11 protein-coding genes are annotated in these 14932 nt (G+C 30.7%); 7 read left to right on the plus strand and 4 right to left on the minus strand.

The features are described from left to right. Positions 1-18: 18 nt before the first annotated feature. Entirely contained in the window at positions 19-3882 is a 3864-nt protein-coding gene (gene porU, locus BM072_RS01095; RefSeq protein ID WP_092905697.1) for a type IX secretion system sortase PorU, read from the minus strand. 158 nt (positions 3883-4040) lie between these two features. Here porU and gldJ point away from each other — a divergent pair, with 158 nt between their 5' ends. Further along, positions 4041-5675: a gliding motility lipoprotein GldJ gene (gene gldJ / locus BM072_RS01100; RefSeq protein WP_476723708.1), complete on the plus strand. Its 1635-nt coding sequence runs from the start codon at positions 4041-4043 to the stop codon at positions 5673-5675. A gap of 89 nt (positions 5676-5764) precedes the next feature. On the opposite strand, the gene BM072_RS01105 is transcribed toward gldJ, so the two are convergent. Then, entirely contained in the window at positions 5765-6292 is a 528-nt protein-coding gene (locus BM072_RS01105) for a GNAT family N-acetyltransferase (protein ID WP_092905699.1), read from the minus strand. 208 nt (positions 6293-6500) lie between these two features. On the opposite strand from BM072_RS01105, the gene BM072_RS01110 reads away from it, so the two are divergent. The 4 genes from BM072_RS01110 to BM072_RS01125 all read left to right on the plus strand — a co-directional run bounded on the left by BM072_RS01110 (position 6501) and on the right by BM072_RS01125 (position 10677). After that, entirely contained in the window at positions 6501-7784 is a 1284-nt protein-coding gene (locus tag BM072_RS01110; RefSeq protein WP_092905701.1) for a UDP-N-acetylmuramoyl-tripeptide--D-alanyl-D-alanine ligase, read from the plus strand. A gap of 39 nt (positions 7785-7823) precedes the next feature. Further along, entirely contained in the window at positions 7824-8207 is a 384-nt protein-coding gene (locus BM072_RS01115; RefSeq protein ID WP_125113057.1) for a hypothetical protein, read from the plus strand. A gap of 250 nt (positions 8208-8457) precedes the next feature. Further along, on the plus strand, positions 8458-9507 hold the full coding sequence (locus tag BM072_RS01120) for an endonuclease (RefSeq protein WP_177190230.1): 1050 nt from the start codon (positions 8458-8460) through the stop codon (positions 9505-9507). Positions 9508-9573: 66 nt separating this feature from the next. Then, on the plus strand, positions 9574-10677 hold the full coding sequence (locus tag BM072_RS01125) for an endonuclease (RefSeq protein ID WP_092905705.1): 1104 nt from the start codon (positions 9574-9576) through the stop codon (positions 10675-10677). A 338-nt stretch (positions 10678-11015) separates the two neighbouring features. Here BM072_RS01125 and fsa read toward each other — a convergent pair whose 3' ends face one another. Both fsa and BM072_RS01135 read right to left on the minus strand, forming a co-directional pair. Then, complete coding sequence (gene fsa, locus BM072_RS01130) at positions 11016-11672, minus strand: fructose-6-phosphate aldolase (RefSeq protein WP_092905707.1); 657 nt, start codon at positions 11670-11672, stop codon at positions 11016-11018. Positions 11673-11758: 86 nt separating this feature from the next. Further along, entirely contained in the window at positions 11759-12511 is a 753-nt protein-coding gene (locus tag BM072_RS01135) for an SDR family NAD(P)-dependent oxidoreductase (protein WP_092905709.1), read from the minus strand. Positions 12512-12658: 147 nt separating this feature from the next. On the opposite strand from BM072_RS01135, the gene BM072_RS15445 reads away from it, so the two are divergent. Further along, entirely contained in the window at positions 12659-12826 is a 168-nt protein-coding gene (locus tag BM072_RS15445) for a hypothetical protein (RefSeq protein WP_177190231.1), read from the plus strand. Between the two features lie 45 nt (positions 12827-12871). Next, positions 12872-14914 carry a S9 family peptidase gene (locus BM072_RS01140; protein ID WP_092905711.1) on the plus strand — a complete coding sequence of 681 codons (2043 nt, stop codon included), beginning with the start codon at positions 12872-12874 and terminating at the stop codon, positions 14912-14914. Positions 14915-14932 lie beyond the last annotated feature (18 nt).

Genomic DNA, 14932 nt, shown 5'->3' on the forward strand with positions numbered 1-14932 from the left:
GATTATATAAATTTATTATTATTTTAAAATTACAAGTTTTTCTACAGCTGCGGCAGAACCTTTACAAACAGATTCGTCCACACCTTTTACATTCACTTTGTATATATAGACACCTTTTCCTATTTTATCTCCAAAATCATCCAAACCATCCCATTCTATCGCATATTTCCCTGTACGATATCCTTCTCGGAAAGGTTCTGCAGAAACGGTTTTACGAACGGTTTTTACTAATTTACCCGAAATTGTAAAAATCTGTACCATTACATCTAACTCAGAATCACAGTTATGTTCGAAATGGAAATAGGTGTTTTTTGTAAATGGATTAGGCCAATTTAACAACTTATCGATGTGTAATTGTCCCGTTCCGTTTTCCATTACTACAAAGTCTAACGCCGCAGTACTAGAATTATTGTTGATGTCCCAAAATTTAAGATTTACGGTATGTTGACCAAGTTCAAGATTTTTTAATTGATACATGACTTGCCCTTTTTGATAATCTTCGAAATTTTTGTTGACACACGGATTGGCATCACCTCCATCATAATACTCATTCAACACATAAGCATCTTGTACTTTACCATCTATTGTTGCAACAATATCGTGTCCAATACTTGATCCTGTTGCATTAATTCCCGTATTATCTGTTAAACAACCTACCAAATAAGGCGAACGATCTGTAATTCCACCATCAGCAAAATGTAAATTATTCATGTATAATTTTCCTTGCGGACGTTCGTCATCATTTAAACCTTCTGCATTAATTCCTTCAATTTTTACAGTTTTTAATGACGAAGCATCTTTTTTATTGGTTTCGTCGTAGGCATAAAATTTAATTTTACGATCGCCAGCTTCGTAATTAATATCTTTTGGAACATAAAACTGAATGGTAAATTCGCCATTCTCTACTTTTCCTGTTCCTTTATAAATTGTTTTATCTTCTGTAACAAACGTTTTATTTACATAATTTGATTCTGATAAAATCTTATTCGTTTCTGGTTTCTCAAATAAACTAACTGTTATTTTACCTTTAAAACTAGCGTCAATTGTAGCAGAATTTAATTGATTTATATTTCCTTTTATCGTTACAAAATCTAATGCTTGCAAAGTACCACCAGCTAAAACATCTACATCTTTTTTGGTCTTGATACTTTCTATTATAATATCTTGTTGTGGACGATGAGTAGACAACATAGGATCGCCTAAAATACTGACACTTTTATTATTAGTATGTGAAGGAGAATAAGTTAATTTCGCAGCATTAAGTGCATGACCGATTGATTGATTTTCTTCACCAGATTTTTTAAAGAATTCTTTAATTAAATAGGTGTTCATATCATCTCCATAGCCCGTACCAATTGGTCGATTGGTTGTAATCATTGCTAAGGCACCACCATTTGGATTCTTTAACATTGTTTCTCCTGCCGAATTATATTGTGGTAAATCCCAAATTGTAAAATCACAAGTAACTGTTGTTACAATTGGTAATCGCGAATATGCTGCATTAAAATTAGAAAGATTTGCTAATTCTTCTGCTGTAATAATACGCTCTTGTGCCCAACTACGTGGTCCACCATGACCATAATACATCAAGAAATTAGAACCTAATTCGATTCCATTTAATATTGCTTGATTTACGCTTGGATAACGCACACCTGCAGAGGTTGCTTCTGGTTGATGAGCACCCGTATATATTTTATTAACTGTATAAATTTGATTCTCTGGCTTATTAAATTCTGCATCTAATGCTTTATCAAAATTAGGTGTATTTACATTATTGTCATTATCCGTAACACCAACTATTTTTGTACGCCAATCGCCATAAGAAGACCCTTTACCTGCAACTTTATCGTAATATGAAATAATTTTATCTACTAAAACTTTTGCTTCTGTTGTATTAGCTGCCGCAATTCTACCTACGGCTAAATCAAACCAATGCGCATCATAACCATAAATACCATCTACATTATTAGATAACATGACAACATCATTTTTTATCATTGCAAAATAATCATCTGTTGCAATTGCTCCCTCTATTTTTTCTGAAGGCACGTCGATAAATGTTGGAATAAAAGTTGTAAATTCTTTTACTCTATTTTTTGGATCATACGTTGCCGCGCCAAATAATAAACCATATTCTAAATTTGGGTTATTATTATCTTTTAGAAATTTAAAAAAATCTCGAATTGCAATTGGATCTTGTGAACCAGACGAAAAATCATTGTAAACTTGATCCGTCGTTACAACACCAACTTCTATATTATCATGTGTTTTTCTGAACTGAGCCAAACGATTTGCTTGTTCTATAAACTTTGGATGCGTAACAATAATGTAGTTTAAATTACTTAACGACCGTATATTTTGATTCGGAACTCGGCCTACATAATCAATCGTTGTAAAAGCATTTTCCTCTTTAAAAGCAACAAATTCATTTGGTAAAATTGTTTGATATTTATACGTCGTTCCTTCTGGTTTTATACTTGATATTTGATGAATATCAGCAACATTCCAAACATTTATATTAGATGAATTTTGAAGCGTAAATGCATTAATTCCACTATTTGCAGCCGTTTCTAAAAAACGAAATGTAAACTGCTCATTATTATAAACTAAATTATCTTTGAAACGAAGTTGTAAATAGTCTAAAAATCCTAATCCCGACGGATTTGAACCATTTGAGGTAACTGAAATATCAATTGTATTCGAAGTAAGTGAAATTGGATTATCTACCTCTGTTCTAAAAAATGCAGAACTTCCTAAACTTCCAGTAAAATTTTGTCCATTAATCCCTACAGTAAAACCATTGCTATTTGCATTTTTACCAACAACAGCATATCTCAAAAAAGCTTCGCCTCCATTTACTACAGAATTCGCTTTAAATGTTTTCTTGAAACCTCCATTTATTCCTAAGTTATCGCCAACCCAAGTTTGTCCTAAACCATTTAAATTAATCGAATCTTTCTCGTGAAATTGTAAATTATCAAACTGAGAATATGTTTTTACTGCACTTCCAGAAATTGACGATTCACCAACTCTTTTTCCATTTTCGCCTTCATACGATATAAAATAATAGGCAGAATCATCGTAAAGATTATACCTTAATTTTATATCTTCTTCTGTTGTTGATGCATCTCTGTACCATTGATGTGGACCTTTTGCATAAAAAATAACATAATCGCTGTTATCAAATTTACCATCTTCGGCACCAACAAATTTTATTGGAATTTCGTTTAACGCACCAACTCTATCTTTGGTTGTATTTTCCATCAAACGACCTTCTCCGTTTCCATAAATTTTTAATTTACGAGGATCAAGATTTGTTGGAATTCCATTTTTAGTAAAAAAATTACGATCTAATTTAAAAACACCATCTTTTGACACTTTTATTTTAAACCATTCTCCTTTTTCGAGCACACTTTTAGTCGAATTATCAATTAATTTTCGAGTTGTTTCACCCAATTTATTTGATTTTTGAACAATTGAAAAAGATTCAACCTTTAAAATTTTATTGTTTTGTTTCACGAAAGGCGAAACTTTAACAATCAATTTTTGTTGTCCATTTTTATCGATAATCGAATAAAATGTGTAGCTAATTTGCTCTTTAATAGAAGAAGTATCTAATTCGCCCAATTCATTTCCAATCTCGCGATATTGCACGTTCGTAACTTCAGCCTCTCGGTTAGAAGAACTTAACTCTACAATAAATTCTGGAAGAAAATAACTTCCAATCGAATAATTTTCTTTGTTCGAAAAGTAAGGAACATTAACTGTTGTACCATTCGTTAAAGAAATTGTTTGATTATTCTCCCAATTTATTTTGTAAGTTTGACTAAATAAATGAGGAAATTGAAATAAAGCTGCGGCTAAAATAAAATATTTCTTCATGTGAATTAAACGCTATTTTGACAAATATATTTTCAATCGTAAAATAAAAAAAACTTTCTCGCGTTAGAGATATGAAATAAAGCATTTTTTCGTTGTAAGATTAATGTCAAATGCTTTTATTTGCATTAAATTTAATATTTGAAAACCAGAAATATTCTATGAAAATGAATAAAGGACGTATTTTTTCTCTTGCTCTTGCAGCTGTTACTATGAGTGTATTCATGGGGTGCGGAAGCAGTTCAGGTAAGAAAAAAGGAGGTGGAACAAAAAATTTCACAAGCCGTACAGGTTGGAAACCAAACGACAGTAAAGGTTGGTTTTTTTCAGGTAAAAAGAAAGAAAATATCAAGGCTTGGCCTGGTATGGTTTTTATCGAAGGTGGTTCATTTACCATGGGTATAACGAAAGATGATGTATTGCACGATTGGAATAATTCTCCTGTTCGTATGCAAGTAAAATCTTTTTTTATCGGAGAAACTGAGGTAACGAACTATGAATATAAGGAATATTTAACTTGGTTAAAAGTTGTATTTCCTCCAGAAGATACGCAATACAAAGATATCTACAATGGAGCTTTACCAGACGAAACTGTATTTAATAATCAGTTATCTCGTGATGATTTTTCGACAGAAAATTATTTGTTTTCTCCAGAATTTAGCTACTATCCAGTAGTTGGTATTTCTTGGTTGCAAGCAGTTAATTATACAGATTGGTTAACAGACCGCGCAAACGAAAAAGCATTAATAGATAAAGGTATTTTATCAAAAGATTACTATTCTAACGAAGAGTATAATTATGGTAGTAAAACTTTTAGCGCTGAGCAATATAAATTAGGCGATACGAATGTAAATGAAGCGATTGATTCGACAAAGATTATGAAAGCTAATCAAATCAAATCTCAAAATCAACGTATCTTAAAAGCTAATCGTGCAACTGGTTCTTTAGAAGTTCAACCTTTCCGTTTGCCAACAGAAGCAGAATGGGAATATGCAGCTTTAGCTTTACCTGGAAATCGTGAGTACAACGAATATAAAGGAAAAGAAGTTGCTCAAAATAACTTAAGAACTGTAAAAGGCGCACAAAGAGGTCAATATTTAGATAACTTTAAACAAGGTCGTGGAGATTATTCTGGTATCGGTGGTTTTGGGAACGATGGTTCTGCAATTACAAGTGATGTAAGAAAATATCCATCTAACGATTTCGGTTTATATGGTATGTTAGGTAACGTTGCCGAATGGGTTTCTGATGTTTATCGTCCTATTATTGATGAAGAAGCAAACGATTTTAACTACTATCGTGGTAATGTTTTCAAAAAGAATATTGACAACGGACAAGGTGGTTTTGAGAAATTTGACGAAACAAATGTTGAATATGATACATTAGACAACGGACGTTTAGTATACAAAGGTTTACCTGGAGCATACAAAAAACAAGTTGAGTATGATTTAACAAATTACCGTGATGGTGATACAAATTCTTCTCTTGATCCAAGAGTTGAAGAAGGAAAATCTGCAGATGCTGCAACAGAAGATATGTACAATGCACCTCAACGTAAATTTAGAGTTGACGAGAAAGGTCGTGTTATTTTAGAAAAAGATACACAAAAACGTACTTCTGATATTTCTGATGAAACACGTGTTGTAAAAGGTGGTTCTTGGAAAGATCCTATTTATTGGATTGATGCTGGACAAAGACGTTACTTACACCAAGCACAAGCAACAAACTGGATTGGTTTCCGTGTAGCACAAGAATACTCTGGTAGTTTCGAATCTAAACGTAAACGTAGAGGATAATTATCCTTTTCAAAATATAATAAAAAATCGCGGTGAAAATTTCATCGCGATTTTTTTATGGATTAATATTCTTTATTGTTTTACAATTATTAAGTAATTTTTAAAGACCAATCAATTACATGTTCGTTTTCGTGTATTTGTATAAAACCAAGCTTCTTCAAAAGATTAATAGATTGCGCATTATCTATAAAACATTTTGCTGTAATTTCTTTTACAATTTCTTGAGAAAAAGCCCAACGAATTAATTCTCTCGTAGCTTCTTCTGCAAAGCCTTTACCTCTTTCTTCTGTAATAATTCCGTAACCAATATCTATGTTTTGAAATTCAAAATTATAGCCTTTGTAACCAACATCGCCTATTATTTCTTGTGTATCTTTCTTAATAATCAACCACGATTCAAAACCTGTTACATAATCATTAATAGACAAATTCCCTATAATTTTAGGAATTGTATCCATCATATCAAGATCTGGCCAACTTTTTCCACGTTTATAACCTTGCTCATAAAGCAATTCATAATCATTGTATAATATATTTTCACAAATATCTTGTGTAAATGGGATAAGAATTAATCGTTCTGTCTCTAATTGATTAATCTCTATTTCTTTTATTTTCATTTTTTCCTAGCACTGATATAAAGCCGACAATGTAGTGATTTTAATATAACACACTTGTATACAAAGATTAATATCATATTGATTTTTTAATTAATTTTAAGGTAATTTTTTTAGAAGATTCATACTCAAAATACTATTGTTAATTTAAAATTTCGATGCATAATACTTTATATTTGCATACAAATAAATTTATCTATTTTTCAGATTCATGACAACAGCAGAACTATTCGAACAATATTTAAAATCGAAAACAGTTACGACGGATACTCGTAATATCTCAAAAGATTGTATCTTTTTTGCTTTAAAAGGTGCTAATTTTAATGGAAATACATTTGCCCAAGAAGCAATAAATCAAGGTGCGCGTTTAGCAATTGTTGATGAAATAGAATTTGAAAATCAAGCAAATAATATATTTTTGGTTGATGATACGCTAGAAACTTTGCAAGATTTAGCAAAAATGTACCGTAATTATCTCAAAATACCATTTATAGGATTAACAGGATCGAATGGTAAAACGACAACGAAAGAATTAATTTCGGCAGTTTTGAAAGAAAAATTCAAAACACATTATACATTCGGAAATCTAAATAATCACATTGGTGTTCCGTTAACTATTCTTTCAATTCCAGAAAATACGGAAATTGCAGTTATAGAAATGGGCGCAAATCATCAAAAAGAAATCGAATTATTGGCTTCTATTTCTCAACCAGATTTTGGATATATTACCAACTTCGGAAAGGCTCATTTAGAAGGTTTTGGTGGATTTGAAGGCGTTATAAAAGGTAAATCTGAATTATATGATTATTTAAAATCGGCGAATAAAATAGCTTTTGTTAATGCAAATGATTCTATTCAAGTTGAAAAAACAATAGATATAAAACGAATTACTTTTTCGGATCAAAATAATGCAGATTATCAGATTGAATTAATAGAAAATAAGCAAGAATATTTAGCCGTTAAGTACAAAAATTTAGACATTCAATCTCATTTAACGGGAAATTATAATTTCAGTAATATTTCTTGTGCCATTGCTATTGGAGCACATTTTGGAATTGAAACAGATTTAATCAAACAAGGTATCGAGAATTATTATCCATCAAATAATCGTTCGCAAATTATAGAAAAAGAAAATTATAAAATTGTGATGGATGCGTACAACGCAAATCCAAGTAGCATGGAAGCTTCGCTGAATAATTTTGCGAAATTTGAAGGTTCAAAAACAATTATTATTGGAGATATGTTTGAGTTGGGTGACGAAAGTAAAGCCGAACATCAACGTATTTTGGAATTAGCCGAAAGTTTAAATTTTAATCAAATTTATATTTTAGGTCATAATTTTAAAGAATCAGAAACAACACATCTAAACGTTGTGAAATTTGATGATCGTCAATCTTTTGAAGAATATTTAAAGAATAATTCTATAAATTCTCAGAATATTTTAATAAAAGGATCACATGGCATGCGTCTTGATTTATTGGAAACGCTAGTATAAATTATTATGGTAAAAAACCTTTGTTTAATTGTTTTTTTGATGTTTTTTAGCTTTTCTAACGCACAATCATTGATTGAGTGGAAAAAAGAAACGAAGCTAGATTATATTAATTTTAAGAAAAAACCAACACAAACTAAAACGCCGCAAGGTTATTTAGATTCAAAACTTGGTTGGCAAATTGCAGAAATGGATGGAGAAATTCCACAATTAAAAGTTTTTAATCGGTTTGATGAGTCAAATTCTTGGGTTTCTTTTAAACATGAAGGTATTTTACAAGAAATGCAATTACAATTTGATTTATCAGAATTGTATGCGCGCAAGCTGAGAAAGGATTTTAAAGATTTACAAGCTAAAAAAGTAATGGATAAAGAATCTTATCGTTCAAAATTTATTTTTGAATCAAATACCTTCAAAAAAGATTAAGAAAAATTGCGGGAGTTTCATTAAATCAACCTGGGTTATACAAACTTTTAAATAAACAGATTCAAGATTCTTTAGTTATCTATCAGTCTTATAAAGAATAACATAAATGGATTTTATCGTGTAATAAAATCCATTTTCATCAATAAAACTTATCATTTAGTAAATTATCTCTAATTATCTTAATCTTTACAATTAATTAATATTTACTTTTGTTTTTATATATAAATTTGTAGCCTTTTCAAATTACATTATGAAGCAAATTTCTACAATTTTATTTTTTGCTGCATGCTTTACAGGGCTTGCGCAACAACCTTATTACAATAGTATTGATCTGAATTTAAAAGGTCAAGATCTAAAAAAGGAGTTAACAACTCTTATTACAACTACGCATAAAAAGCAACTTACTTATGGTGAAGTTTGGAATGCATTAAAAGTAACAGATTTAGATCCTACAAATTCGACACGTGTTATTCAAATATATGGATACAACAAAAATTCGACAACAAGTGATGATGCTTACTACAATTCTGTAAACAATAATGGAGGCGGAACAACACAATGGAACAGAGAGCATACGTATGCAAAATCTTTAGGTTCTCCAAATTTAGGTGAGGCTGGTCCAGGTGCAGATGCTCATCATTTAAGAGCTTCTAATGTTAAAAGAAACTCTTCGAGAGGAAATTTAAAATTTGCAACAGGGTCAGGAACTTCTAAAACTGTTTCGGGCGGATGGTATCCTGGTGACGAATGGAAAGGTGATGTAGCACGAATGATGATGTATATGTATGTAAGATACACTACACGTTGTTTACCTGCAGGTGTTGGTGTTGGTAGTACAAGTCAAACGCCAGATGGTATGATTGATTTATTTTTGAAATGGAATGCAGAAGATCCTGTTTCTCAAATCGAAATTCAACGAAATGAATATTTAGGAGATTCTACAAAACCATATGCTCAAGGAAATAGAAACCCGTTTATTGATAATCCGTATTTAGCAACAGTTATTTGGGGAGGTCCAACTGCTGAAAATAAATGGGATAATTTAGGAACTGATGATAATTATATCGAAGTTAAGAACACTATAAAAGCTTACACAAAAAATAACAGTATTTTAATTGCTTCTACTGATGATTCTGTTACAAGTATTCAAATCTTTAATACATTTGGTCAACTTGTTCGCTCATTTGAAAATACAAGAAAATTAAAAACAATAGAGTTGCAAAACTTTGAGAAAGGTATTTATATTATAAAAATTAATGGAACTACTTATTCTACAAACAAAAAAGTAATCGTTAAATAAATAATAAATAGAGAGTTAAGTTATATTTTTTTGTAACTTGATTCTCTTTTTTAAATCAATTACTATATGAAAAAAATAGTTTTACAAATTAGTTTATTTTTGGCAAGTGCAAATCTTTTTGCTCAAGCACCTGCTGGTTATTACAATAATGCTACTAGCGAAGGGTATACCTTAAAAACCCAGTTGTATAATATTATTAAAGGTCATACGACAAAATCTTATGACGCATTAAAATCCTTGTACAGACAAACTGATAGCAACAACGGTTTTCAGGATAAGTATTATGAAAAAGATAATACGATTTTAGATATCTATTCAGAAAATCCGACAGGAAAAGATCCCTATAATTATACACCTGGTCAAAAAGAATGTGGAAATTATGGTGTTGAAGGAGATTGTTATAACCGAGAGCATATTGTACCACAAAGTGTTTTTAAAGAATCTTCTCCTATGGTTTCTGACCCTTTTCATATTTGGCCAACAGATGGTAAAGTAAATGGAGTAAGAAGTAATTACCCTCATGGTATGGTTGCTAATCCTACAACAACATCTAAAAATGGATCAAAATTAGGCGCAAATAGCAATACTGGATATTCAGCTGGATATTCAGGTATAGTTTTCGAGCCAATTGATGAGTTTAAAGGAGATGTTGCACGTGCATATTTTTATTTTGCAACACGTTACCAAGAAAATGGAATACAAGGTTGGACTTATGCAATGTTTAACAATACAAAAGACAAAGTTTTTACAGATACTTTTCTTAAAATATTAATGAACTGGCATATAAATGATCCAATCTCTCAACGAGAAATAGACATTAATAATTTAGTTTATAATTACCAAGGAAACAGAAATCCTTTTATAGATCACCCGGAGTATGCTGAAAAAGTTTGGGGTTCTAATTTAGGAACTGATGATTTTGTTTACCAAAAACGTGATGATATAAAAGTTTACAATAAAACAAATCGTTCTGTTGTTGTGAAATTAGAAAACAATCAAAAATCAATTCAAAAGATTTCTGTTTTCAATTTAAATGGACAATTAGTTAACGAAGTTCAAAATTCTACACATCAAAAAGAAGTAAATGTAGATTTTAAAACTCCTGGAGTTTATATCATAAAAGTTGTGGGACCAGAAATGGAAATCAACCGTAAAGTAGTTATCAAATAATCAACATAAAAAAAACCTTCATTCTTTATAAATGAAGGTTTTTTTATTTTAGTAATAATAGCAATTCATTAATCATGATTGATATTCTTTTTATAAAACGTCAATCCATATAAAAATAATGGAATTCCAATTATCACTATTAACAACACAAATAATTTTAACATAATATAAAAAATCTTCTACTTTCTAATACTATTTCTAATATACAAATAATATTTTTAAACTATCTACTATAAAATTGAATTTTTATTGAATTTTTAATATTTTTAAAATATGTGATAAAAAAAGCCGTAAAACTGATAGTTTAACGGCTTTTAAAATTTTATAAAAAATAATCTTTATTGATTTCCTTTTGCATAATCAGCTAAAAATTGAGCTAAACCAGAATCAGTTAAAGGATGTTTTAATAATCCTAAAATAGAAGACAATGGTCCTGTCATTACATCTGCTCCAATTTTTGCGCAATTTACAATATGCATTGTGTTACGAACTGATGCTGCTAAAATTTCTGTATCGTATAAATAGTTATCATAAACAAGACGAATTTCGTCGATTAAGTTTAAACCATCTGTCGAAATATCATCTAAACGACCAATAAACGGAGAAACATACGTTGCACCTGCTTTTGCAGCCAATAAAGCTTGTCCTACAGAAAACACCAATGTTACATTTGTTTTAATTCCTTTTGTAGAAAAATATTTACATGCTTTTATACCATCTTTCGTCATCGGAATTTTAACTACGATTTGAGGGTTTAAAGCAGCCAAAGTTTCACCTTCTTTTACCATTCCTTCAAAATCTGTCGCAATTACTTCTGCAGAAACATCACCATCAACTAATTCGCAAATTGCTTTATAATGATTGATAATATTTTCTTGTCCTGTAATTCCTTCTTTTGCCATTAAAGATGGATTTGTAGTTACGCCATCTAAAACTCCTAGGTCTTGCGCTTCTTTAATGTCAGCTAAATTAGCTGTATCGATAAAAAATTTCATTGTTTTTGTTTGTTGAATTGTTTTACAAAAATAAGCATTAAATCATAAAAAGTCATTCAAACTCTAAAATAACCTTCTAAATAATTTTATACCGCTGTATATCCGCCATCTACCAAATAATAAGCGCCAGTTATAAATGAAGCTTTGTCCGAACTTAAAAATAAAACCAATTCTGCTACTTCTTCGGGTTGACCTAAACGACCAATTGGATGTTTAGAAACCAACATCTCTAACTGATCTGCACTCATGTGGTCAGATAACAAAGGCGTCAAAATATAACCTGGACCAACAGCGTTGCAACGAATATTTTTTGGCCCATACTCTGCCCCAATATTCTTCGTTAAACCAACAACAGCATGTTTTGCAGACGTATATGCCGAACTAAAAGGCGCAGCTACAGATCCATGAATAGATGCCATATTTACGATAGAACCACCGCCATTTTTTTGCATTGCTTGCAATTGATATTTACAACCATAAAAAACACCATTAAAATTGATATCAATTACGTTTTTCCAACCATCTAATGGATAATCTTCTGTCAAAGCCGCTGGTCCTCCAATACCTGCATTGTTACATGCAATATCTAATTTTCCATAAACCTCAACCGCTTTATTTACCAAAGCTTCATTATCAGTAGGAGAAGAAGTATCTGCTTTGAAAAAAATTGCTTCACCTCCACTCGATTTTATAATATTTACAGTTTCATTCCCACTAACTTCATTTATATCAGAAACAACTACTTTTGCTCCTTCTTTTGCATAAAGTTCGGCTACAGCTTTTCCTATTCCAGATCCTGCACCAGTTACAATTGCTACTTTATCATTTAAAATTCCCATAATATTTTGTTTTAATAAAGTTAAGAATTATAGTTTACACAAATTATCTCTTGAATCATAATAAAATGTAAAATTTCTAATTTTAAATGAATAAAATTTATCTTTGAGTAAATATTTAAGTTTCATGAAAAATCTTATTGCTACAATTTGACTTCTATACATTATCCATCATCTCAAAAAAATGTATACCATGTTGAAGTAATTTCTGAAAAAGGAAATTATAAAACAATTGGTTTTGTAACTACAAATTCAATTAATATTGATTATGAAACGGGAGAAAAAAATTGGACACCAACAATCTTTACAAAACAATAATCACGCTATAATTTGCAGTACATTTGCAACTTAAAATAAGAAAAAATGCAAGCACCAATTGCTAAAAAAATAGAGAAAAAATTAGAGAAACACGGAGATATTCGTATTGATAATTATTATTGGTTAAATGATCGTGAAAATCCTGAAGTGATTGATTATTTAACAAAAGAAAACGAGTATACTGCAGAAATTTTAAAGTCTACAGAAGGTTTACAAGCAAAACTTTTTGATGAAATGAAAGCACGTATAAAAGAAGACGACTCTTCTGTTCCGTATAAATTGAATGGATTTTGGTATTTAACTGAATTTCAAAAAGGAAAAGAATATCCAATTTATAAACGACGAAAAGAAGATTTATCTTCTGCTGACGAAATCATGTTTGATGTTAATAAAATGGCAGAAGGTCATTCGTATTATCAGCTTGGTGGACTTTCTGTTTCAGAAAATAATCAATTGGTTTCTTTTGGAGTTGACAATGTTTCACGTCGAATTTATACAATTCAAATCAAAGATTTATCAACGGGAGAAATTTTAGCGGATAAAATAGAAAATACAACTGGTGGTTCTGTTTGGGCTGCCGATAACAAAACATTATTTTATACTCGAAAAGATGAAACACTTCGTGCGTTTCAAATTTGGAAACATATTTTAGGAACTTCTCAAGAAGATGACACCTTAGTTTTTGAGGAAACTGATGATACATTTAATGCGTTTGTTTACAAATCAAAATCAAAAAAATATATCATCATCGGATCTTCAAGTAGCGTTTCAGATGAGTTTAGATATATCCCTTCAAATCAACCAGATGCAGAGTTTAAAATCTTTCAAGAAAGAGAACGTGATTTAGAATATTCAATTGAACATTTTGGTGATTCTTTTTATATTCAAACCAATAAAGATGATGCATTTAACTACAAGTTAATGAAAACTTCTGTCGAAAAAACAGCTCAAGAAAATTGGGAAGAAGTTATTCCTCATCGCGAAGAAACATTTATTGAAGGTTTTGAAATCTTCAAAAATTACTTGGTTATCGAAGAACGCACAAATGGTTTAATTCAACTAAATATCAAAGCTTGGGATAAATCTGCAGATTATTTCTTACCATTTACCGAAGAAACTTATACTGCAAATGTTGGTACAAATCCTGATTTTGACACCGATATTTTACGTTATTCATATACTTCTTTAACAACACCTTCGTCTGTCATTGATTTTAACATGAATGATAAATCATTCGAAATCAAAAAAGAACAAGTTGTTATTGGTGATTTTGACAAATCAAATTATGTTTCAGAACGTATTTGGGCAGAAGCACGTGATGGCGAATTAGTTCCGATCTCAATCGTTCGTAGAAAAGATACTGTTTTATCAGAAAAAACACCACTTTTATTATACGCTTACGGATCTTACGGTTATACAATCGAGCCATATTTCAGCTCAATTCGTTTAAGTCTTTTAGACCGTGGATTTGTGTACGCAATAGCGCATATTCGTGGAGGACAATATCTTGGTCGCGAATGGTACGATGAGGGTAAAATGTTAGAAAAGAAAAATACATTTTTCGATTTTATAGACGCTGCAAAGCATTTAATCAAAGAAAATTATACTTCTTCTCAACATTTATATGCTATGGGCGGCTCTGCAGGCGGATTGTTGATGGGTGCAGTAATCAATTATGAACCAAATTTATTTAATGGTGTTATTGCGCAAGTTCCTTTTGTTGATGTTGTTACGACAATGTTAGACGATACAATTCCGTTGACAACAGGGGAATATGATGAATGGGGAAATCCGAACGAAAAAGAATATTACGATTACATCAAATCGTATTCACCTTACGATAATGTAGAAGCTAAAGCTTATCCAAATTTGATGGTTACAACTGGTTTACACGATTCTCAAGTGCAATATTGGGAACCTGCAAAGTGGGTTGCTAAACTTCGTGAGATAAAAACAGATAATAACATCTTGATTTTAGAAACCAATATGGAAACTGGTCATGGTGGAGCTTCTGGACGTTTTGAATCTCTAAAAGAAGATGCAAAAGAAGATGCTTTCTTATTTATGCTTGAAGGAATTACAGAATAATTCTTAAAATACAATATT

The sequence above is a fragment of the Algoriella xinjiangensis genome (assembly GCF_900115015.1).
Taxonomy (GTDB): domain Bacteria; phylum Bacteroidota; class Bacteroidia; order Flavobacteriales; family Weeksellaceae; genus Empedobacter; species Empedobacter xinjiangensis.